Genomic DNA, 22,025 nt, shown 5'->3' on the forward strand with positions numbered 1-22,025 from the left:
ACCCGAATAACCTCACCAGCAGGCTCTCGCTTCTACTCATCGCTTAACGTTTCAATCAACAAATCTACCTGCTGCTGTCGCTGCTGCAAAAAACTTTCGCATTGACGCAAATATTCAACAGCACTTGCAAATTGCTCAAACACAGCTTCCAATTCCAATTCACCCGCCTCAATACGAGCGATAATTCCCTCTATCTCAGCGACCTTCGCCTCATAATTCCAACCTTCTTCAGAATTAGAAGCACCCTTACGTTTAACCATTCAACTCTCTGTGTCCTCTGCGCCTCTGCGGTTCATTTATTTCCATAACCTTCACTTTAACCCCACCTTGCCCCAACTGAATCATTAACTCTTGCCCCACAGCCAACTCCGACGCCGAACGAACGATCGCCCCATCTTCTCGCCTCACCACCGCATAACCACGCTGTAACACAGCTTTCGGATCAAGACTAGCCAACTTTTGCCGTAATAATTCTAGATGCTGCGTTGCTTGCTGCGATCGCCCCGTCGTGATTTGCACCAAATGCTGACGCTTCCAAGCTAGCTTGTCCACCTCTTGTTGCACTTGCCGATCCAACCGCAAACGTCGCAAACGATTCCGCAATACTTGCAGTTTATTAAGAGCATCTTCCCCAGAGTCATGCACCGCCTCATGTAAAGCCACAACTCGCTGCCGATGCTCAGTATACAACTCTGAAAGTGCCGGCACAACCATTTCTGCCGCCGCAGTGGGTGTATGCACACAAGCATCTGCAACTAAATCTGCCAAAGATTCATCCCGTTGATGACCAATCCCAGTAATTACAGGAATGGAACAACTAGCAAGCGATCGCACCACACGTTCATCATTAAAGCAAGCCAATTCTTCAACTGCGCCACCACCCCGCGATAAAATTAACACTTCGGCGCGACCATCTCTTTCCACTCGCTCAATTGCTTTGACGATAGATTCCGGCGCTTGCTCACCTTGTACTGTCGCCGGAGAAAATAAAACGTGTAAACCTGGATACCTTTGCTTCAAGGTTTTTTGAATATCACCCCAAGCAGCAGCCGTTGGTGAAGTGACGACAGCGATCGTTTGGGGGTGAATGGGGAGCGATCGCTTTCTTTGCGCGTCGAACAATCCCTCAGCCAGCAAGCGATTTTTTAGTTGTTGATAGCGTAGCGCTTGTAAACCAACACCAGCAGGTAAAGTCTGCCAAACTGATAACTGATACTCTCCGCGTTGTGGATACAGGCGAATACTACCTAAAATGATTATCTGCTCACCAGGAACGGGTATCTGGGCGAGTTTTGGCAATTGGCTATTCCATACCACACACTTAATTCCGGCGGTGCGATCGGTATCTTGCAGCGTGAAAAATAAACCACTGCGATGATTATTAGCACTGGAAACTTCGCCAGTTACCCAAACTTGCCGTAATTGTTCATCTTGCTCTAACAGCAAGCGGATATAGTCAGTTAATCCAGAAACTGAAAGTGCAGTATCGAGAATGAGAGAGTCGGGAAGGTCAAAAGTCATCAAAGATGCCTGAAAGCATTTGTGCTGGAGCGATTTTAGCATTTTAATGAAAACAGAAGTTTATGCTAGTAAACGCTTTAATCTTTTGTAGACATCATCATCATTGCGCTTACCGACTAAAATCACTTCTACTAAATCTTGATCAGGAAAATACCTGTAAACAATTCGATATTCACCACTATCAACTCGATATAAACCCTGATAACCAGATAGCTGCTCACAATCAGCGGGTAAAGGCTCAACATTCAAAGCCAAAACCTTTTTTGCAATCTGTGCTGCTATTTTAGGCTGCAAACCGTTCAGAAAATCAAGAACAGTTGCCAGACCATCAAGCTTCGCCATTAGCTAAATGCTTTAATGCAGATGTAAAAGCCTCTGTACCAATCATTTTGGACTCACTCAGAGCAACTTCAGCAGCTTTACCGAAAACTATATCCTCTAATTCTTCCAGCCGATTAATTAATTTTTGGTAGCTCTCGGCTGAAATAATCACATGGCTAGGTCGTGATTGCTTGGTTAATAGAACTGGCTCAGTAGCAGCCTTATCAAAAACCTCACCGTGTTTGTTACGAGCATCAGTCAAAGTGTAGGTCTGCATAGTAATTGTGACTATTTTAGACATTTTGACTATATTTTACCAGATAAATCTTCTCATCTCAATTAGGACTTACGCAAAAAGGCAGTAAAAGCCTTAATTTCCCGTAGGGGCAATTCATGAATTGCCCCTACATTTCTTGATGCGTAAGTCCTATCAATGATTTTTCCTAGCTCAACCCTTGATGAATGAAAATCAAGATATTTGTTTACCTGTACTCCTAGTTTTCTTTAGTTCTCTCCTTAAGACTTTGAATATCAAGCTCTGTACAAGAGCATACTGGGCAAATTAGTCCGCTTTCTTTGGGGCTTGCTGGATGAACACCATTCAAAAAGTTCTGTTCTTCATAGGTATGATATAAGCAACACTCTTGGTGAAACGCTTGTTTTATTGATGATGTCAATCGCCAAGTTACATGCGTTGCTTTATCTCTATGATTATGGGTTAACAATCTAGTTAACAAGCATATATCAGAACGACCTATATAAATTGGATAAAAACGATTAAGACCTATATTTCCTAATATATATACACCAATCTTATCTTTTGGAATTAGACTGCGTAGTATGTCTGGAGCTAGTTGATATGCTCTTTCCATTATTGCTCATCAGCAAGCTTCTTAATATACTTCCTCAATTGAACACCCCAATAGCTCCTAAGCTCAGTCATCACTTCATTAATTGTCGGATTATCTAGATCAATCATGCTTTCAGCGCGTCCATAAGCCATAAGTAGTAAATCGATGGCATACCTAATGACTAAAGCTGTAGTTTGTGTATTTTCATCAACTGATTGCTCCAGTTCTTCAAGTTTGCTGTAAATTTCACTAAAAAATGGATGCTCTTTATTAAAAGTAAGAACAATTTGACCATTCCCTATATGGTCTGTTTCCATGAACTCTGCGCCTGCCATTGCTTTTGATTTGATTGAAATTGGTAGTGGACTTGGCCCAACAACTTTTTGACGCAACACTGTTTTCTCATGTTCAGGAAGTTCTGGGTCTTCTATGACTTCTCGTCGTTTCTCTTCCTTTTGTTCTGGAGATAAAACTTTTCCTGCCTGAACAGCAGGTTTAACAGTATTTTCCACCTCCTTAACAATATCTTCTGCTGGTGTATGGACACCTTTTTCTTGAGCGTTTGCAGCATCGACTCTTTTCCAGTATTCCTGAATTTCTTTTCTTAAATCAAGAACTTTTTTGCTGAGTAGTTTTTTAATAGCTTCTCTGAGTTCAGCTATGGGACGAGCACCGCGTTTAACATTTCGGATTTCCCAGCATTCATCCAAATCCGGTTCAAAATTAATCTCACATCCCCACCATCTATCTATTTCAATAACACTAGGAAGCATAGGGTAGAAATTTCCAAATGCAACCTCTCGTTTATGTCTAAGAAGTGAAATTCCTTCATTTTCATCAATCCTTCTTTCTATTGCAGGAGGCTCACCACCTGCACCACGTTTAGGTCTCAAACTTTCAGGTAGTAATGTCAGAGTAATTTTTATTTTAGAAGTTTTAGTGGGATTATTTGGAATTTGCCACTCTAGCTCATGAGAAAATTCTACTTTAGCTGGCTCATCCTCTGATAATTTTGTACCTTTTGGATTCAAATAAAGAGGATCATGAGCAATGATTGATTTGCCATTTAAGTAGATTTCTCTTTTATCCCATAAAAAATATCTATATGCACGTGATATCCATTCTTCAAGTTCATCTAATAAAAGCTTAGAATTTATAGGCTTTCCATTAGGATCAGTTTCTAGCCGATCACATTTATCCCACACAATAATTGTTCCAGAGTCTTGATTTAGAAGAGGATTTGCCTTTATAGATGGTTTTGTAATTACAGGGTATGGTATTTCTAATTGATATTTGTTAGCAATTTCATCTATATCAATGTATGTTGATAGAAAATCTTCTGTAGATTTATCGCGGGAGAAAACACTAATTTTTTTACATTGAGAAATAGCTGCGAGGGTTGCTCCTACTCCAAAGCGACCAATACCTTCCCTATCGTTATATCTTGTGGAATAACCTAGCTGAAGACAACTATGAAGCACATCAGCGTTCATACCATAACCATTGTCGATAATGGCTACTCGTTGGATAACAGGTAACTTTTTTTTAGAGTTAGGGTTATCTTTCTCTATTGTCTTTGTAATAATGTATATTTTCGTTGCTTGTGCTTGAATAGCGTTATCAATTGGTTCACCAACAGCAGTTGAGAAATCGAAACCAGAATCCCTCAAAGAGTTATATGCTGTAGCTAGCTCTAGCAAAGGTTTTCCTGATGTTGTAGGCATAATTTTGTTTCTAATAAACAAATAGATGGAAATTTGTCAGTGTATCACCTTGATCTGGGTGGATAGGCTGACCGATTCCCAGTAAGTTGCACTATACACAGAGGCAGTCTAATAATTTCAGTATATCTACTAAAAGTGGTATTTCCCACTAAATCCGTCACTGAGCATTGAGTGAGGGTAAGACGATCGCTTCTAATTATACCAACCTCCGCAAATGCTCACGAGTACGGTTCTACTGACAGTGTTGTTTAGGTAATTTATTTTTTTTTGAAAATCGCTTGCTTACCCAGCCAAAAAAAGCTATCTCTAAATGCAAGTTGGTATCATTGTGCAAGACTACCCTAATTTGGTAGCGATCAAGTTACGATCTTGTTACACCCTTTTTTTGATTTGAGAAGTCCTATTCCAGAATTTTCTGGTTAAAATAGTATATCTGTTCTACTCCAACTCCCAGAGCAACACTCCTTAAAACCATATATTAAGAGGCATTAGAGGCAGGAATGGCTATCAACACCGATACTTCTGGCAAGCAAAAAGCGCTGACTATGGTGCTCAACCAGATTGAGCGCAGCTTTGGTAAAGGAGCAATCATGCGCCTGGGCGATGCCACCCGGATGCGGGTGGAGACGATTTCCAGTGGGGCGCTCACTTTGGATCTAGCATTGGGTGGTGGTTTACCCAAAGGGCGGGTAATTGAAATTTATGGCCCCGAAAGTTCCGGTAAGACTACAGTAGCGCTACATGCGCTCGCCGAAGTGCAAAGAAATGGCGGTATTGCTGCCTTTGTTGATGCTGAACACGCCCTTGACCCTACCTATGCTGCGGCATTGGGTGTAGATATTGACAATTTACTGATTTCCCAACCTGACACAGGCGAATCAGCTTTGGAAATTGTCGATCAGCTTGTTCGCTCTGCTGCAGTTGATATTGTAGTCATTGACTCAGTAGCAGCACTGGTTCCCCGGGCTGAAATTGAAGGCGATATGGGTGACGCCCACGTTGGTCTGCAAGCGCGGTTAATGAGCCAAGCCCTACGTAAGATTACTGGCAATATTGGTAAATCTGGTTGTACAGTTATTTTCATCAACCAGTTGCGGCAAAAAATCGGTGTTACTTACGGTAGCCCAGAAACTACTACTGGCGGTAATGCATTGAAATTTTATGCTTCGGTGCGCTTGGATATTCGCCGAATTCAAACCTTGAAAAAAGGTACAGATGAATTTGGTAACCGTGTTAAAGTCAAAGTCGCCAAAAATAAAGTAGCGCCGCCTTTTAGAATAGCGGAATTTGACATTATTTTTGGTAAAGGTATTTCTACCTTGGGTTGTCTTGTTGACTTAGCAGAAGAAACTGGCATTATTGTCCGCAAAGGAGCTTGGTATAGTTACAACGGCGATAATATCTCCCAAGGACGAGACAACGCAATTAAGTATTTAGAAGAAAAACCTGAATTTGCTGAACAAATTAAGCAACTGGTGCGTGAAAAGTTAGATAAAGGCGCTGTTGTTTCTGCTAACTCCGTAGCTAAAGCCAATGAAGAAGATGAAGAGGAAGAACTGGATTTAGAACCAGAAGAATAAGGAATGCGGATTTATTAATCTGCAACTTTTAATGTGTAGTAGGTTACAAAGACAGCTAACCACCTTTTTGAAAGGTATTGATGAGTTTCAGCAAGCCTAACGAAATGATTTCTACTATATGACGAGCAATCATTTCGTTAAGCGTTTCTCGTTGGAATCAGGTAAAACTAGGGGCACAACAACGTTGTGCCTCTACGAATTGTGTATATTTCAGGCAATTGAAAATTGCTATACTTTCCAATTTTTTAGCTGCGATTGTATGGTATTTGTTTGCTAAAGAAGCGGTCTAAAATTTCTGATTTCTGTTCTGAACTGAAGTTATCATACCAATGTTCAAACTTCTCAACTAGTCTGGAATTTCTGAAAATCTCTAAATTTTCATCTGCTTTTTCAAGTAGAGGTTTTTGTCTGTCACGGGAATAAGCAAGTATTTCTACTTGATTATCGTTCTTTCGACGCACAAGCTGCATCAATAAATCGATCGCTACAGTTGGCAAAACACGGCATGTATAATTCACAAAAAAATCAAAAGTTATATTGCCTAAACGGATGCGATCGCCATCTTTGAGCTTGATCGGCCGTTCAGCGAGTTCTCCATTCACAAACGAGCCATTGGTACTGTTGAAATCAATTAAGTAGAAGCCTTGAGCATCAATATGTTGAATAGCAGCGTGGCGACGAGATATATGACTATCAGGAATGCAAATACCACTGCTGCCATGACGACCGATCGTCCAGATCTGCTGTGGCTGTCGTAAACTTTGAGTTTGATTGTCACACAAGTTAGTCATCAAATAAACAGCAGTAGTATCCACTACACCATGTACGTAACATGGTTTCACTCTCGTAAACGACGGTTGAGATAGGTTTTTTAGCTGAAGAATTTCATCTAGAAGGCTGCTGTGGTGTTCATACAACTTGAGGAATACCTGATATAAAATTAATCGCCGTTCTATTTCTGTTTGTGCAAAGTCAGCCATTATACGTAAACCTTGTACTACCTGATTTCAGTTATGAATATTCTGCTCTAGCCTACAATCAGGAATAATTGATTTTTCACTTTCCGCTGCCATCTGAAAACTTGAGTGGCTTAAAAGCGTTATGTTTTACAACTTTTAGGTGCGAGATTCCTTGTTGTTTCTAGCCATAAAAAGCATGAAAATCTCTTTAAAAATTATTATGATCCTTTATTGTTTATTGTAAATAATCATTTGTTATTTGTAACAGATAATAATTATGAAGATTTGATTAAGAATTCTCAAATATCTGCGTATTTTTGCTAAAAAACTGGATCTTTCGTAAAAGGGACTCTTGACTAGAGACTAGGGATTGGGGATTGGGGTAAGCAGTCCAAATTGAAAAATTATGGTGGTTGCTCTTTATCTACTTGTCAATTTTAAAAAACTTTTCCAAGTATTAAGTCACCGGAGTTAACCCGCTTTTGTCACTCTCCGAAAACAAAAATCAAAAGGAATGTTTAAAACTTTGACTGGGACCATCGGTGAGAGGTTAAGATAATATTATTTTTGTCAATTAGAAATTATGCTGAAAATTTGGAAAAAGCAGAGGTATTAAGTTAACTCTTGTACTGAACTTATAGGTAAAAAATGAATGAAACGCCCTAGATTATGCGTAGGCGTAGGCATCGCCTGCTCAAAAATAGTGTTTCCAACCCCACTTTTCAGCCATATTTTGAGTACTCTTGCTTATTGACAAATGGTATCTAACCTTAACCTCTCACGAATGGACTGGGACTGGGTTTGTGACTTTATTTCCTAATATGATAAACGTTATCATTGCTTGAGACTGAAACCCTTGTGCAGCAAGTATTTCAGATTTTTATCTATAGAAAGTGACAGAAGAGGGTTATTACCGTTGTAGTAATTTCTGCATCAATCATCTCTCTGCGACAGTCAAGCGCTAGCCTCATCGCCTTTAACGGGTCATCAATGATAGCATAGACGGTAATTATTTCGTTTAGCATATTCCCCTCCGTTTTTCACATGTGGAGGGGATTTTATTACATAAAGCGATCACCTGAATCAATAACTAGCAACTTGGGTTATAATATCTACTTGGTTTATTCTGAATAAATCTGAGTTGTTATCAAGAGTAATCAGGTTTGATTTTCAAAGTTAGCGAAAAAATATAAGCCTTGTGTTTCTTAGAAAATAAATGTTTGAGAATTGTTAAGAAAAATGTAATTAATCGATAGCTTAAAAAGCAGGGAGGCTATTTTCCTAATCTAAATAATCGGTTTTAACAAAAAGGATGCATCTGTAAAGATAGTATAAAATCTAATATCTAAATCAAGTCACCCAATCTAAAAATCATGCCACTTCGCTCAACTTTAGCAACCAGAGCAAGCAAGTGGCTCCCAAATTTAAACTTTCAACTTACAATAACCCTCGTTTACCATTGGGGCGGACGGTCATCCAATTTGTTTTTGCTAGTGCTAGCTGCTCATCAGAAATTTTGGCACTGGTAAGATTAGCACCACATAGATTAGCTCCTCGGAGGTTAGCATTGCTGAGATAAGCATTACTGAGGTCTGCTCCTCGCAGGTCTGCCCCTTCTAAATCAGCATGGTTAAAGTATGCTTTGCTCAAATTAGCATCCTTGAGATTTGCTTGAGTAAGACTGGCTCTGCCAAAGTCACTATTGTGGAGATTAGCTCCCTGGAGATTGGTTTTTTGCAATTGAGCAGAATGGAAATTTGTTTGGGATAAGTCAGCACCTTGCAGATTCAGCAAACTTAAATTATGTAGGGCAAAATCCCGTCTTCCCTTCAGATAGGCTGTTAATAAAGCTTGGGTATCTAACTTACGCTTAACTTTAGAATTTGGAACTTGCGAACTATTGCTGTTGCTGTTAGCTAAAGTCGTTGATTTTGCCATCCCAGAACCCTGGTGTAATCCAGCCGCTTCCGCTGCCTTGGCTCGTCTAGCACGAATTGCTGCCGCTACCTGTGCCACTCCTACACTGGTAACAGCAGCAGAAGAGCTGTTACATAAAACAGCAGAATTTTCCAGATGGTTGTGTGGTCGCTCTTGAGCTCCAGTATCAGATTTAACCAGTAAACCCTTTGCTAAACTTTCTAAGTATGGTTCTATTTCCAATGCTCTAAGAACTTCTGCCGCTGACTGATAGCGATTACGTACAGACACGTCTAACATTTTTCGCAATACATTGCTCAAGTGGTCACTCACTTGCACAAGCCGCTCCCACATCATCTCGCCAGTGTTGGGATTGTAATCTAAATCTTTAGGAGTTTTGTTAGTCAATAAATAAATGCATGTCACCCCCAGTGCATAGATATCACTGGCGTAGACTGGACGCATAGCCATTTGCTCTGGAGGTGCAAAACCAGGAGTACCAATGGCATATGCAGTTAATGCTGTCTGTCCCGATTGACTTGTCGCAACTTGGCTAACTTGGTCTTTGACGGCACCAAAGTCGATGAGTACCATTCTGGCATCTTGAGTGCGGCGAATTAAGTTAGCTGGCTTGATGTCACGGTGAATCACCTTTTGCTCATGGATGTATTGCAGCAGTGGCAAAATCTCGCTCAAAAATTGCTTGACTCCAGTTTCGCTGAAGATGCCGTTAAGTTTGACCTCCTCCTGCAAGGTATCACCACTGATGTATTCTTGAACTAAGTAGAATTGTTCATGATCTTCAAAATAGTCTAACAATCTTGGTACTTGGGGATGATTGCCAACCTTACCTAGAGTTTTGGCTTCTCGCTCAAACAGTTCTCTAGCCATCTGTAAAACGTGTGGCGCGCTTCCTGATGGGCGTAATTGCTTGATTACGCAACTCGGTTCTCCTGGTAAGCCTTGATCATAGGCTAAGAAGGTTGCTCCAAAGCCACCCTGACCTAATGGTTTGATTACCTGATAGCGCGAGCGCAACAGTAGTTGCGAGCCACAAGACTGACACCTTTGGCTATATACCAAATTTTCTGGATTGGGACAAGTAGGATTTAAGCAGTAGCTCATGCACTGTCAACTCGCTGCACGAATAATCACGGGGAGTGTTATACTCTGTTTCAATTATTTAGATATTAATCAACTCTTGCCAGGTAATTTTTGCTGGAAATCCTTTGAAGAGTTTCTAAAGTTTAGCTAAGACTACGTAAAGCGATCGCCGAAACAAAATGTTTATTATACTTAGACTGTTAAATAGTATTTAAGCTACTTTATACTAATTTGTAATGACGTTCTCTTAAAGCTTACTACGTTCAGCGTGCTGCTCTCCCGACTCGCTAACGTAATTCAAAATTGAGAAAGTCAGCTTTAATCTGGGTTTTTGCATGATTGTATTTGTAGTCTTATTTTAGAGAATTGGTATTTAAAGGCATTGCAAGCCAGTGCCCAACGCCAGTTGACGCCACTTGCTCTACTTAGGGAGACCCTAGACGCTTTAGCGCATAGCGCTAAAGCGTCTCTCTTTGGGAGAAGACCATACAGCCTCACCGCACTGGCTTTCCCTACAGAAAATTGCTGTAGGATTTTGGATGCCCAAATTTGGAGGCAATTTAAAATCATCTCCATTAGTCGTTAAGAGACTATTAGCTGGCTTTCATGTTCACACTAATCAACTGTTCGATAAGTGCAAAAACATCACTGCGGCTGAGTTTCTCTTTACCATTAGCAAGGGCGTCAAGAGTGCCATTAGCCAAGGTTAAGGGAATTTGGCAAAAATCTAAGGCTGGTCCGGTAGGAAGGTTTTTAGTGTAAGCTTCTGCCAGGGCTAGATTGCGCCGGGCATACTCTTGCATATTTTCTGCACTCCAACCCTCCGGGAAAAAGTCTACCCCACGCCCTAAATCTTCAGTATGATTACGCAGGATATTAACTGCTTGTAAACCCCGACCAAACCCAATTGCCTGAGTACGGTTAGTTTGGGTTCCATCGTACCAAGTCCATAAGTCCGATAGTAACAATCCCACTGCACCTGCAACCCCAAAGGTATAACGATCCAAATCAGATTCTGTGTAAATTTTCCAGTTTCTTTCTGCCCAGTAAGTCATCCGGTCTGCCATTGCAGCAGTGGCATCCCAAATTCGAGGTGCAATGGTCTCTGGTGCTAGCAGCGACCATTCTCTAATCCTCACAGTGACTTCTTCTAAGATATTTTCATACCCACTAAATCCTGCAAAGAAAGCATCTACCGCGAAGCCATCAACTCCTGCCTGTAATGTCAGGCTAATCGTTCTTAACAGCTTTGCTTTAGTAGCGTTATCTAATTCGGGATGATCTTCAATTTCATCAATAGCACGCATACACAAATATGCTGATGCTACTGCTTCTTGCAATCCTGGCGGTAAAAGACTAATTGGGATATAAAAAGTTCGGCTAGTTTCTTTGAGGATTTGCAATGCATCTCTACGTAAATTCATGTTTTCACTCCCCGCTTGATTTTGGCACCACATGAAGTTTGCAGTTTTTTGATGATACTGGATATAGTTTTGACTAAACCTTAAAAACTATAGACTATAAGATACGCTAGTATTTCATCTAAAAATTAATAGTTTTTGGTGTTGCAATTAACAAAACTCTCAAATTTATCAAAGTCTAGTCTAGTATATAGGGTTTTGGTTGCAAAAATGTGTAAGGTGTCGTTTGATATAGCTTTCAGAAACTTTTAGTATAGATATAAATAATTATGGTAATATTTGGTTGATTACCGCCAAATTTTCCTATGACCAAACATCCATTTTCGGGATTTAAAAGTGTTTTAAGTCTGCGTTAATCTGACTAACAAAGTGTAATTATTGTATATATAAAGACAATTCAGTAAAAGCTGACAACGGATAACAGTAACTGTACTGCTGTTCAAGGTAACATAAAGTGACTATAACCCAGAACAAAAAGTTCCCGTATATTTACGAGATTGATAATAAAACAGTGGACTGTTTGCCGTTGGTGTTAAGTTAAAAAAAGTACAGTTTTGCCAAGTGTGGATAACTCAATGCTCAAATTCAACACCCTTGTGTTGAAAAAAACCATGAGTAAGTCAGGGAAAAAACTAGGAAATCCAGACTTTTGTCATCGAGTGACAGTACCAGCGCCAACAAGCCAAGAGATAGAATTGCGGTTAATGGCGCTGGGAAGTCCAGGAACATTTGCCAACCTCAAAAGGGTAAAAGACAAAGAACGTAGCTTGCGCGATCGTCTACTCACCCTATCAGTGATGGCAGCAATAGTATTGAGTCTAGTGTATAGACAATTACAGCATTTAACAGATGTGCTACGCTGCCTGGAAGTGGAAGGACTGATGTGGGTTGAGGCAATGCAGGTGAGTCGGCAAGCTCTATCTCAAGCCTTGGGAGCTTGTCCGCGCGGGAGCATCCCAAATGTGCAAGTTTATTTTCATACGGTATTTTGACTTAGACGCAGAATGAAATAACGTAGACGCTGACTCGACTTGCCGCAGCCAAAAGTGTATCGCGTCGTTTCCCGCCGTTGGCGCAGCCCGCTAAAGGCGAACTGTTAGCGCAGCGTAAAGCCTGCCTGCGGCATAGCTTCTCTTCGAGACGCTGCGCGAACGCTTAGAGCGACGTAAGAGCGTCACTTTTCAAGACAGGCGAAGGCAAAGGACGCATAGACACGTACTCCTACGGAGAAGCAAGCTACGCAGAGTGTCTCCAAGAGTTGTGGCTGACCGCAGGGTAGAACACAAACCAAAGAGGTTTGTACAGGGTTTTTGTACCAGTCGTGTGTCTTTTGGCTTGCATTGGGATGCTCCCGTCCGCACACCAGTTTATCGGGCTATTTGAGCAAGTAATATAAGACTAATGGCATCTTGCCCGCCTTTGGCTTGGTGAAAGAATCGATATTACTATGAATAAAAGTTGGGTTTTGGCAGCTCATCATTTAACGCCCAGTTTCCTATCTCTTGGATTTTGTAATCTACTGGATCGTGAAGAGTGAAAGTGCGTAGATTACGCCAATAACGATCAAAGCCATATTTTGCCGTAGTAGCGCGTGCGCCCATAACTTCAAAGATGCGGTTGGTAATGTCTAAACCGACTCTAGTGGCGACGACTTTGGCAGTAGCGACCAAGAGCGCACATTCTCCCCGTTGTTCTGCGGTAAGTGACCATTCCCGCTCCCAAGCTGCTTGTAGTAATTCTCCCGCTTGCTCAGTTAGATACACGGCTGCTTGAAGATCAACCCATATTTTGCCATAGTGCTGGAGGATGTAAGGATCTTGGGTCGCACTCTCTACACCTGATGTCAGCCAAGGTTTTGTATTAGTGGAAGTGTATGTTTTAGCAGCTTCAAATGCTCCCTGTGCAATTCCTAAGTAGATATTAGCAAAATTCAATTGAGTTAAGCAGGCACGAATGGTGGTGAAGGGCTGACTGGGTTTGTCTTTACTACTAAGAATTTCGTCAGGGTATACCAACACATTCTCAAAAGTAACACTACCACTGTCTGTTTGGCGTTGCCCTATATTATGCCAATCATCATGAACAGTAACACCTTGCCGTTGGGTGGGAATTATCAAAATACCCAATTCATCAGTTTCTTGATTAGTGGCAGTGATCGGCAATATATCCGAGTCTTGGGAGCCAGAGCAAAAGCTTTTAATCCCGTTGAGACGGAAATAATTATTTTCCGGTGTCAGAGTAGTCCTTTTATCTAAAGGGTTGAGGGCATTGCACCAAAACCAATTATTGTGAATAGTTTCTGAGTAATATCGCTGTTTTTGCTCTGCCGAACCAAAGATATGAGGAATTACTACACCTAGATGGTGGTAAGAAAAGACGTGAGCAATGGAGCTATCAACCTTGGCAAGCTCGCGGGTAATTTGCAGAACGGTAATCCAGCTTTGTCCTAAACCACCGTACTCTGTGGGTACGATCAGTTTCAGCAAGTTGCTTTGGCGCAAGCGATCGCGTTCATGTTTTGGTGTTCCCCCTTTGGCATCCCGAACCACAGCAGTCTGGGCAAATTCCTTTGCTAAAAACTTAGCTAAATCAAGATAATTTTGAGACTCTTTAGTTTCGATTAATTGCATACTTTGCAACTTCTCCTATTAACCCTCTTGTGAGGAGTAACTATAAATTTGGCTAGAAAAATTTAATTTACAGTATTTTGATAAACTTATCGTACTATAAAAATAGTATTGCATAGTACAACTAATAAAGCAAGTTTAAATAAAATAAATTTTGCTAAAGCTTTAAATTGTTAGTCCAGTATCAAAAATAGTTGATAGAGAGTCAAGCAAAAAACAACTTTTGAGAATAAATTTTTTCATCTACTTGTTTTTTATGACTATATATGCAATATTATTAACTTAAATCCGCGAAACTACTTTTACTTGACAGGTTTATAGTAGTTTATAACTGAGTTGTGATAAATTCAGATTAATCTGTAAAACCACAGACATTCTTTAAGCAAATAGACTATCTTGTGCAGGGATTCTATTTGTGTGAAAAAGTCTTTTCTACACTTAAATACGCAGATGACAACACCAGTAACTAACTTATATATCTGGTTATTTATGGAAGTGTAGCGATATTAGGGAAAACTTTCGAGTGTTAGAGTAATTCAACATTTTTCAGGGCTAATCATAAATTTTTAGCTTGACAAGTACCTGAAATGTCTGATGTTTTTCACGAAATTTTTCAAACCAAAAATGTGAGGAGTGATAGAAATGTTCAATCGTTCATTCCATAATTTATTCATGGAATCGATGATTTTGGGAGCTACTTTGTTAGCCAACACATCAGTTCATGCTGAAGACAGGAATTTAGTGGCTGTGACTAGGACTCAAACAAATAATTTGGTGTTAGGCATCGCCAAGCTATCCCTAAGCCCCAACCATCCACGTTTCGGGGACAATTCTTTGGAAACAACCATCGCACAAACACCTAAAATTCCTGCAATCAATAGTGATGCAAGCGTCCAAAACACAAACAGTATGTCTCAGGTAACATCTGTATCTCAGTTTTCAGATGTGCAGCCAACTGATTGGGCATTTGGCGCACTCCAATCTTTAGTTGAGCGTTATGGATGTATTACGGGGTATTTAAATAGCACTTATCGGGGAAACCGCGCCATCACTCGCTATGAATTTGCAGCAGGCTTAAATGCTTGTTTATCTCGGATTAACGAGCTAATTGCAACAGCTACATCTGATTTAGTTACCAAAGAAGACTTAACTACCTTACAAAGGCTACAAGCAGAATTTTCCCCTGAACTAGCAACTCTACAGGGTCGCGTTGATAGTTTAGAAGCTCGGACTGCGGAACTAGAAGCAAATCAGTTTTCAACAACTACAAAGCTTTCTGCAGAAGCCATCTTTGTGATTACGAATGCCTTCCAAGGCTCAGTTAATGGTGATAACACAGTTTTTCAAGATAGAGTTCGCCTCGTTTTCAAAACTAGCTTTACAGGTAAAGACAATCTATATACTCGTCTAACTGCTGGAAACACTACTCTTTTGCAGCTTCCTGGTGGTTCAGCCGAAGGTTTGCAAACCTTCAATCTTGCTCCTAGTAACAACAACCTGTCCCTAGATTGGCTCTCTTACTATTTCCCAGTTGGCAACAAAATCGATGCTTACATAGGAGCTGTGAACGGAGTACTTTATGATTTTGTTCCTACTCTGAGTCCCTATCTTGAGAGTGCCTCAGGAGGTGGTCGTGCTTTGACAGAATTTGCTTCCTCTAGTCCTATCTACCGTATTGGTGGTGGTGCAGGTGGAGGATTCAATTATCGATTCAGTGACCAATTGGTATTGAGCTTGGGTTACTTAGCAGGAGATCATGCCAGTCCTCAGCCAGACAGAGGTTTTTTTAATGGTCAATATAGCGCATTTGGACAAATAGCATGGAACCCCAACAAGAACTCTGGCATTGGTTTGACCTATGTAAATGCCTACCAAAATCGGGGAGCAATATTTGACCTGGGTAGTAGTTTTACACTTGTCGGGACAGCTCAAGCCAATACTCCATTTGAGCGGACGATTACCAACTCCTACGGAGTAGAAGCTTTCTATAAATTTAGTCCTCGATTTGCAGTCAATGGGTTCTTTGGCTACACTAACGCCAAGAATTTGGCAGGTAGTGGTAGTGCAGATATTTGGTACTATGCTCTGGGATTGGCATTCCCAGATTTAGGTAAACAAGGCAACCTTGGTGGTGTTATTGTGGGTGCAGAACCTTATCGGGGTGGTAATCCTGCACCCGCAAACGATTTATCCTTACATATTGAAGGCTTTTACAAGTATCAGCTTACAGATAACATTGCCATCACCCCTGGCGTAATTTGGATCACGGCTCCTGCTCAAAACGATGACAATCAGGATGCGGTAATTGGCACTGTGAGAACAACCTTCACCTTTTAGATAATCAGCAAAGGTGCAAAGAATAATTCATCGAAAGTCGGCGAGTTTTTTATCCTTCTAATCAGCATTGCAGATATGAAAGCTAAAAAACTCTCTGAATTCATAATTGAATTCTTAACTACAAATTACAAATTACGAATTACGAATTATTTTAACGTCCTTCACGATTCAAGCTGAAGGATTGCTGTTCTTCAACTAGTGGCGGTACATCCTGCCAAAGGCTAATTCCGTCGTATAATCCTGGAGCCATTAAGAATACTTGAACCCAAAGGATATTGAACCACCAGTAAAGCCCTTGGATAATATTTTCTTGACCTACTAGAGATACTGTCATCAGGTACAACAAGACCGAAATTATTAAACTAGCAACAGATGCAACTATGCCTTTTGTGGGCTGTAATAGCTCTGTGAAAGGCCACATATTGAATTGCCAAACAAATCCTAAACCAACAGTTGTCCAAATAGCTGCAAACGTTGGACCTGCCGTTGTTGTAAACAAATCCATTCCTAGCTGTTTGAGGAACAATTCTGTAATCAAAGTGAGTAACAAAATAATACCTGTATGCAGTAACCCCAAACGTGGCATTTCTAGTTCCAATTTGTTCAAAGGCCAACGTTCAAAGAAACTGCCGAACACTGTTGAACAAGGATACCAATACCAAGGAATATAAAACGGTTGAAGTCCCCACATTTGTGGCAAAAAGGTAAGAGCAGGGGCAATAAAGAAGATAGCAAAAAAGATATTGAGAAAGCCGCTAACTGGATGCCAGTTGCGTACTTCCTCAGTGGTGACAATCGTATTGTCAAAGAAGAACAAACTGGCGGCTGCTGCAATAATTGCTGTTTGTCCCCACAAGCCAACGGATGTATCAGTAAGAATTGCTTTTGCAGAAATGAACTTCCAAGCTTCTCCAGTAATGTAAACTAGTGCCAACAGCACTACTAAATTCACTGTTCCTCGTCCAAATCGGGTAGAAGAAAAGCGAGAACCTGGATAGCCGTTGAGGGAAAAACCTAGATGCCACCACCAAACGAAGCATATAGTGATGTAAGTCAACTTTGTTCCCACGTTCAGTTGAATAATTTGACCAAACATGAGTTCAAAAATATAGCTAATGACAGCAATTACAGCAATAAAAAGCAGTCCCTTAAATGGCTGGCTTTTCCAAATGCTCCGCCTCTGGGTTGGGTTTGCAACGCTCATAGTATCAACTTAAATAATGTTGAATAATGTTTGGATTTGTCAGGGGCAAAGCATTCTACTAAATATTCCCTCCGAATTTTAGATTTTAGATTTGCAATTTTAGATTGAAAAGATTTCCTAATCCAAAATCGTTCGACTGAGCGCTCACGCCGTACCACTTCGTGGAAGCAAGCTACGCCTAGCGTTCCGCAGGAAAGTCTAAAATCCCAAATCCAAAATTGAGTCACCCCAATAGAGAATGCGGCAATTACAGCCAAGGATGGCGTGGGGGGTAGACACCATTGAGAAAGTAGTTGCCAACAGCGTAGTATTTCCAACGCACGGGATCGTGGAGTGTGTGAGCGCGGGCATTTCGCCAGTGGCGATTGTAGTTGAATTGCTCCAATGTGGACTTAGTACCTGCTAATTCAAACAACTTGTTGGTAGCTAGTAGTGATGCTTCGGTGGCTAAGGCTTTGGCTTCAGCAACTGCGATCGATGCTTCAACTACCTTGGGTTCTTCTAAACCTGACTCGTTGGCAATGTCGATAAACTCGCCTGCACGTCGCAGCAATGCTTCAGCAGCGTGAACCTGAATCTGTACATTGCCTAAGTTATAAAGCGTCAGCGGGTCTTCGTATCCTTTTTCTAAATTGCTGTCAACCCAAGGGCGGGTATGGTTGCGGACAAAGTAGATGGTGTCACGGACTGCGGCTTTGGCAATCCCCACGTCTACAGCAGCTTGGATGATTTGGGCGATCGCACCCATTGGTGTTGCCCGCTCAAAGGCTAAATAGTGCGAAATCACGTGTTCTGCCTTAACTTTCACATTTTCAATAATGCTAGTGCCGCTGGCAGTGGTACGTTGTCCGAAGCTCGTCCAGTCATCGAGTAGGGTCAATCCTGGAGCATCCCGTTCGACAAATGCCACCACTGTTTTACCATCTGGATTGCTGGCAATGACGGGAACCCAATGTGCCAGTAGTGCCCCAGCAGAGTAGTATTTGCGTCCGTTGAGTACGAAGTCAGAACCATCTGGTTCTAACTTTGTCTGGACATCAGTAACAGACTTAGTGCCAATTTCTGAGAAGGCGTTACCGAACCGCTTGCCTTGTAGAGCCAAATCAAAGAAGAACTTCTTCTGCTCATCTGTACCATCCAAGCGAACTGCTTCCACCATATAGAGGTGGTTTTGGGGAATTTGACCAAGGCTAGAATCGGCTTCGGAGATGATTTTAACTACTTCTGCCAAGGTGACATTAGATACAAAAGCACCGCCATACTCTTTAGGGACTGTAATCCCCCACAATCCACTCTGGGAGAACTTTTGCACTTCTTCAGCAGGGAGACGCCGATTTTGGTCGCGCTCTGAGTCTCCCTTTGCAAACTCAGCTGCTAGTTCGTGAGCGATCGCAATCGCTTCTTGGTCATCCCGAATAATATGGGCTTTCTGTTCTGTATTAATTACTGATGTCATAATATAACTCCTTGTTGATTGTGATTAAATAACTGACAACGGAAAAACAAACCATTCCCAGCACAGAGGAGGACACTTGCGACTTGAGCGAAGTCTCCGTAACACGGAGGAATTAGAGTTTGAAAGTTATTTTGCGTAACTTCTAACAGATTGAATCTGAATTTTTGTCGTGAGGGGCTTAACTATTGAACGATTTACCAGTTAAAGCCCGGATAAATTACACAACTACTTGCACCCAGTCGTTAACTCTCAAAAATCAGCTAGACCACAACTAACTCATCAGCTGTCCGACGATGGGCTTCTAGTTCGCGCACAATTGGTATTACTGTCTTACCAAACGCTGGTAGATCATCTGTGTAGTGTAAGAAGCCGCCAAGAATTAAATCGACTCCCGCTTCATAAAACTGGCGAATCTTGTCAGCTACTTGATCAGCCGTGCCAATCAAGCCTGAACGGAAGCCATCGTTATACTGCACCAAGTCTTCAAAATTGGAATTCGCCCACATTCCCTGACGTTCACGAGTAGAAGATCCCGCCTGTTTCACCGCTTCGCCAAATCCTTTCACCGCCTCTACATCGGCTTGGGCAATAATATCGCGCAATACTTCATGGGCTTCTGCTTCCGTATCTCGCACAATGATAAAGGAATTCAGACCAAACTTAATTTTGCGTCCTTCTTGACGAGCTAATGCAGACACTTCTTGAATCTGCTCTCGCACCCCTTCTATGGTGTTGCCATTCATGAAATACCAATCAGAGACGCGGCTAGCCATGCGCCGCGCTGCCTTGGAGTTACCACCTTGAAATATCTCCGGGTGTGGATTCTGATTAATTGGTTTAGGCTTTACCCAACCGCCGTTAATCCGGTAAAAGTCGCCTTTAAAGTGAAACTCATCCTCAGTCCACAAACCTTTGAGAACGCGGATAAATTCCTCTGAACGACGATAGCGTTCGTCATGGTCTAACCAATGTTCACCATATATAATGAATTCATCTTTGAACCAGCCGCTAACTACATTCAGAGCAAACCGTCCGTTAGAGAGAAAATCAATGCTAGAACCCATTTTGGCAACTACTCCCGGATGCCACAATCCAGGGTGAACTGCTGCAATTAGTTTCAATTTCTTGGTGACTGGAGCCAGGGCTGACACGGTTGTCAATGCCTCTAACTGGTACTCAGCGCCATAGCTGGCGATAAATCTGGCTTGTGCTAGAGCATATTCAAATCCAACTTCTTCAGCTGTCTGAGCTAGTTGAGCATTGTATTCGTAAGTCCAATCTGTCCGTTGGGGAATTTTACTCACAACTAACCCACCGCTGACGTTGGGAATCCAATATGCGAACTTAATATCTACCATAATTGTGCGTTTGTAATTGAAACTGCTTGGTTATTTGTTTAAGCTTGCAAGTGAAGCAACAAAGTCTAATTTGTGATCGCTAACAAATCAGCTAAAATTTGAGCCGACAAAATTTTAGTCAGAATTTAAAGCTTGAGAGCGGCTGGAAACTACTCTGAGTTTACAAGTAGACAATTTCAGGTTCTGATGGTCGTAATATACCATAACCCGACCGCGCTACCGTAGTTTTTAATGGATCAGACTTTATCACGACAATTTTTCCGATGTCGTGACTCGATATACTTAAATTCCATTTCCATATTCCAAAATGGAATACAGCCGACTTTTGCTGAGTATTTAATTATTATTTTATATTTGCTGGCTATCATCCTGATTCTGTCAGAGCAACCAGAAATCAGGACTCGACAAAGTATCGATACTATTCCATATCGTGATAAGCAACTGCTTTTTATGTGTAATCTGCAACTATACACAGCAGAAATAAATGTGGTAGTGTGAACTACTAAACTACGGTAAAAAGATATATATACCGTATTTATTTTAATATCTTGTAGAAAAAGGCACAGGAAAAAGATTTATGCCACTTCAGTTTGGAATTTGGTCGCCGGTCTGTGGTGGATGGTTGCGGGTTGTCAACCATGAGGCTAATTTATCCACGCAAGATTTGGTAAAGCTGGCAGTTCAGGCAGACGAGTTAGGTTATCACTTCTATTACATTCCTGAACATTACTTGAATGCAGTTCATGGGCCTAACTATAATGTCGCTGATGCCTGGATTACAGCAGCTTTAGCAAGTTTGAACACCAAGAATATCAAGATTGTTGCGGCTGTACAACCCGGTTTTAAATTGCCTGCGGTCGTTGCCAAGCTGAGTGCAAACATTCAAAATCAACTTAGTAACGGTAGATTTGCTCTGAGTGGTATTGCAGGTTGGTGGAAATTAGAAGTAGAAAGCTATGGAGATATCTGGCTACCCCACAGTGAACGATACGCACGATTAGAAGAGTACATTGATGTAATCAAGGGACTATGGACTGTCGAAGCCTTTAATTACGTCGGCAAATACTACACGATCGCAGGTGGTATGCTCACAGATAAGCCTACACCAACACCACCCATTTTCATTGCTGGTGAATCAGACCGGGCGATTGACCTAGCGGCTCGTCAGGGAGATTATTTATTTATCAATGCTGATGATCCTGAAAAAACAGCAGCATTGGTGCAGAAAGTGAAAAGATTGGCTAGCGATCGCTACCAGCGTCAGATTAAAGTGGCAATGAGTGCGTTTGCGATCGTTCGTAAACATACCGCCGAAGCTGAAGCCAAATTATCAGCGATTTATCGTTCTGCGGATCAGCAGCAGATCAAATACTTTCAAGAGCAAATCGATCCTAACGTAGTTGCCCACAACAAACTAGATATTAGTCAAACCATTGAAGCCAATCTGGGTTTATCTGCTCAACTCGTTGGCGATCGCTATACTATCATTCAACGCCTGAAAGAATACGAAGCTGTTGGCGTTGACTTAATTGTACTCAAATTTGAATCTATGTTGGAAGACACTATTCGTTTCCACAAACTAGTTATCTCCGAATATACACAGCAGAACAGCTTAATTCCGTTGTAATTAAAAATCTTGCCTTAC

General features: G+C 41.3%; 18 protein-coding genes and 1 pseudogene. 5 read left to right on the plus strand and 14 right to left on the minus strand.

Annotation, left to right across the window (positions count from 1 at the left end; translation table 11 throughout):
• Window positions 1-32: 32 nt before the first annotated feature.
• The 6 genes from xseB to V7L29_RS10610 all read right to left on the minus strand — a co-directional run bounded on the left by xseB (window position 33) and on the right by V7L29_RS10610 (window position 4,417).
• On the minus strand, window positions 33-260 hold the full coding sequence (xseB, locus tag V7L29_RS10585; RefSeq protein ID WP_334689267.1) for an exodeoxyribonuclease VII small subunit: 228 nt from the start codon (window positions 258-260) through the stop codon (window positions 33-35).
• On the minus strand, window positions 253-1,521 hold the full coding sequence (gene xseA / locus V7L29_RS10590) for an exodeoxyribonuclease VII large subunit (RefSeq protein ID WP_334735420.1): 1,269 nt from the start codon (window positions 1,519-1,521) through the stop codon (window positions 253-255). The genes xseB and xseA overlap by 8 nt, the downstream gene beginning before the upstream one ends.
• A 60-nt stretch (window positions 1,522-1,581) precedes the next feature.
• Window positions 1,582-1,863, minus strand: a complete 282-nt coding sequence (locus V7L29_RS10595; RefSeq protein ID WP_334735421.1) for a type II toxin-antitoxin system RelE family toxin — start codon at window positions 1,861-1,863, stop codon at window positions 1,582-1,584.
• A complete protein-coding gene (locus tag V7L29_RS10600; RefSeq protein ID WP_334735422.1) occupies window positions 1,850-2,119 on the minus strand; it encodes a type II toxin-antitoxin system Phd/YefM family antitoxin in 270 nt (89 codons plus the stop codon). Before V7L29_RS10600 ends, V7L29_RS10595 begins: the two co-directional genes overlap by 14 nt.
• Window positions 2,120-2,336: 217 nt before the next feature.
• On the minus strand, window positions 2,337-2,714 hold the full coding sequence (locus V7L29_RS10605; protein ID WP_334735423.1) for a hypothetical protein: 378 nt from the start codon (window positions 2,712-2,714) through the stop codon (window positions 2,337-2,339).
• Window positions 2,714-4,417 carry an ATP-binding protein gene (locus tag V7L29_RS10610; RefSeq protein WP_334735424.1) on the minus strand — a complete coding sequence of 568 codons (1,704 nt, stop codon included), beginning with the start codon at window positions 4,415-4,417 and terminating at the stop codon, window positions 2,714-2,716. Before V7L29_RS10610 ends, V7L29_RS10605 begins: the two co-directional genes overlap by 1 nt.
• 500 nt (window positions 4,418-4,917) lie before the next feature.
• Between V7L29_RS10610 and recA the strand changes: the two genes are divergently transcribed.
• A complete protein-coding gene (gene recA, locus V7L29_RS10615) occupies window positions 4,918-5,997 on the plus strand; it encodes a recombinase RecA (RefSeq protein WP_334689260.1) in 1,080 nt (359 codons plus the stop codon).
• A gap of 245 nt (window positions 5,998-6,242) precedes the next feature.
• Here recA and V7L29_RS10620 read toward each other — a convergent pair whose 3' ends face one another.
• The 4 genes and pseudogenes from V7L29_RS10620 to V7L29_RS10635 form a co-directional block, all read right to left on the minus strand.
• Window positions 6,243-6,977: an FHA domain-containing protein gene (locus V7L29_RS10620; protein WP_334735425.1), complete on the minus strand. Its 735-nt coding sequence runs from the start codon at window positions 6,975-6,977 to the stop codon at window positions 6,243-6,245.
• Between the two features lie 887 nt (window positions 6,978-7,864).
• Window positions 7,865-7,981 (minus strand): annotated as a pseudogene (locus V7L29_RS10625) (IS982 family transposase); the annotation flags it as partial.
• 412 nt (window positions 7,982-8,393) lie between these two features.
• The gene (locus tag V7L29_RS10630) at window positions 8,394-9,998 is read right to left on the minus strand and encodes a serine/threonine-protein kinase (RefSeq protein WP_334735426.1); all 1,605 of its coding nucleotides are present in this window, start codon (window positions 9,996-9,998) and stop codon (window positions 8,394-8,396) included.
• 572 nt (window positions 9,999-10,570) lie between these two features.
• Window positions 10,571-11,401 (minus strand): phytoene/squalene synthase family protein, encoded by an 831-nt coding sequence (locus tag V7L29_RS10635; protein ID WP_334689256.1) that lies wholly within the window; start codon window positions 11,399-11,401, stop codon window positions 10,571-10,573.
• Window positions 11,402-11,973: 572 nt separating this feature from the next.
• On the opposite strand from V7L29_RS10635, the gene V7L29_RS10640 reads away from it, so the two are divergent.
• On the plus strand, window positions 11,974-12,390 hold the full coding sequence (locus tag V7L29_RS10640; protein ID WP_334735427.1) for a hypothetical protein: 417 nt from the start codon (window positions 11,974-11,976) through the stop codon (window positions 12,388-12,390).
• Window positions 12,391-12,843: 453 nt separating this feature from the next.
• Here V7L29_RS10640 and V7L29_RS10645 read toward each other — a convergent pair whose 3' ends face one another.
• On the minus strand, window positions 12,844-14,028 hold the full coding sequence (locus tag V7L29_RS10645) for an acyl-CoA dehydrogenase family protein (protein ID WP_334735428.1): 1,185 nt from the start codon (window positions 14,026-14,028) through the stop codon (window positions 12,844-12,846).
• Window positions 14,029-14,667: 639 nt separating this feature from the next.
• Here V7L29_RS10645 and V7L29_RS10650 point away from each other — a divergent pair.
• The gene (locus V7L29_RS10650) at window positions 14,668-16,362 is read left to right on the plus strand and encodes an iron uptake porin (protein WP_334735429.1); all 1,695 of its coding nucleotides are present in this window, start codon (window positions 14,668-14,670) and stop codon (window positions 16,360-16,362) included.
• A gap of 151 nt (window positions 16,363-16,513) precedes the next feature.
• Here V7L29_RS10650 and V7L29_RS10655 read toward each other — a convergent pair whose 3' ends face one another.
• From V7L29_RS10655 to sfnG, 3 genes are all read right to left on the minus strand, one after another.
• Window positions 16,514-17,566, minus strand: coding sequence for a hypothetical protein (locus tag V7L29_RS10655; protein WP_334735430.1), 1,053 nt, complete (start codon window positions 17,564-17,566; stop codon window positions 16,514-16,516).
• Between the two features lie 247 nt (window positions 17,567-17,813).
• The gene (locus V7L29_RS10660) at window positions 17,814-19,022 is read right to left on the minus strand and encodes an SfnB family sulfur acquisition oxidoreductase (protein WP_334735431.1); all 1,209 of its coding nucleotides are present in this window, start codon (window positions 19,020-19,022) and stop codon (window positions 17,814-17,816) included.
• A gap of 260 nt (window positions 19,023-19,282) precedes the next feature.
• Window positions 19,283-20,380 (minus strand): dimethylsulfone monooxygenase SfnG, encoded by a 1,098-nt coding sequence (gene sfnG, locus V7L29_RS10665; RefSeq protein ID WP_334735432.1) that lies wholly within the window; start codon window positions 20,378-20,380, stop codon window positions 19,283-19,285.
• A gap of 231 nt (window positions 20,381-20,611) precedes the next feature.
• On the opposite strand from sfnG, the gene V7L29_RS10670 reads away from it, so the two are divergent.
• Together V7L29_RS10670 and V7L29_RS10675 are read left to right on the plus strand one after the other, a co-directional pair.
• Complete coding sequence (locus V7L29_RS10670) at window positions 20,612-20,878, plus strand: hypothetical protein (RefSeq protein WP_334735433.1); 267 nt, start codon at window positions 20,612-20,614, stop codon at window positions 20,876-20,878.
• 79 nt (window positions 20,879-20,957) lie between these two features.
• Window positions 20,958-22,007 carry an LLM class flavin-dependent oxidoreductase gene (locus tag V7L29_RS10675; RefSeq protein ID WP_334735434.1) on the plus strand — a complete coding sequence of 350 codons (1,050 nt, stop codon included), beginning with the start codon at window positions 20,958-20,960 and terminating at the stop codon, window positions 22,005-22,007.
• Window positions 22,008-22,025 lie beyond the last annotated feature (18 nt).

It is taken from the genome of Nostoc sp. (genome assembly GCF_036916575.1).
Lineage (GTDB): Bacteria > Cyanobacteriota > Cyanobacteriia > Cyanobacteriales > Nostocaceae > Nostoc.

Bases quoted from the DNA above. Each gene is read 5' to 3' on its own strand.
- V7L29_RS10610 (WP_334735424.1), bottom strand. From the start codon at position 4,417: ATGCCTACAACATCAGGAAAACCTTTGCTAGAGCTAGCTACAGCATAT.
- sfnG (WP_334735432.1), bottom strand. From the start codon at position 20,380: ATGGTAGATATTAAGTTCGCATATTGGATTCCCAACGTCAGCGGTGGG.
- V7L29_RS10620 (WP_334735425.1), bottom strand. From the start codon at position 6,977: ATGGCTGACTTTGCACAAACAGAAATAGAACGGCGATTAATTTTATAT.
- xseB (WP_334689267.1), bottom strand. From the start codon at position 260: ATGGTTAAACGTAAGGGTGCTTCTAATTCTGAAGAAGGTTGGAATTAT.
- V7L29_RS10635 (WP_334689256.1), bottom strand. From the start codon at position 11,401: ATGAATTTACGTAGAGATGCATTGCAAATCCTCAAAGAAACTAGCCGA.
- V7L29_RS10645 (WP_334735428.1), bottom strand. From the start codon at position 14,028: ATGCAATTAATCGAAACTAAAGAGTCTCAAAATTATCTTGATTTAGCT.
- V7L29_RS10640 (WP_334735427.1), top strand. From the start codon at position 11,974: ATGCTCAAATTCAACACCCTTGTGTTGAAAAAAACCATGAGTAAGTCA.
- V7L29_RS10655 (WP_334735430.1), bottom strand. From the start codon at position 17,566: ATGAGCGTTGCAAACCCAACCCAGAGGCGGAGCATTTGGAAAAGCCAG.
- V7L29_RS10595 (WP_334735421.1), bottom strand. From the start codon at position 1,863: ATGGCGAAGCTTGATGGTCTGGCAACTGTTCTTGATTTTCTGAACGGT.
- V7L29_RS10650 (WP_334735429.1), top strand. From the start codon at position 14,668: ATGTTCAATCGTTCATTCCATAATTTATTCATGGAATCGATGATTTTG.
- V7L29_RS10670 (WP_334735433.1), top strand. From the start codon at position 20,612: ATGGATCAGACTTTATCACGACAATTTTTCCGATGTCGTGACTCGATA.
- V7L29_RS10675 (WP_334735434.1), top strand. From the start codon at position 20,958: ATGCCACTTCAGTTTGGAATTTGGTCGCCGGTCTGTGGTGGATGGTTG.
- V7L29_RS10660 (WP_334735431.1), bottom strand. From the start codon at position 19,022: ATGACATCAGTAATTAATACAGAACAGAAAGCCCATATTATTCGGGAT.
- recA (WP_334689260.1), top strand. From the start codon at position 4,918: ATGGCTATCAACACCGATACTTCTGGCAAGCAAAAAGCGCTGACTATG.
- xseA (WP_334735420.1), bottom strand. From the start codon at position 1,521: ATGACTTTTGACCTTCCCGACTCTCTCATTCTCGATACTGCACTTTCA.
- V7L29_RS10630 (WP_334735426.1), bottom strand. From the start codon at position 9,998: ATGAGCTACTGCTTAAATCCTACTTGTCCCAATCCAGAAAATTTGGTA.
- V7L29_RS10600 (WP_334735422.1), bottom strand. From the start codon at position 2,119: ATGCAGACCTACACTTTGACTGATGCTCGTAACAAACACGGTGAGGTT.
- V7L29_RS10605 (WP_334735423.1), bottom strand. From the start codon at position 2,714: ATGGAAAGAGCATATCAACTAGCTCCAGACATACTACGCAGTCTAATT.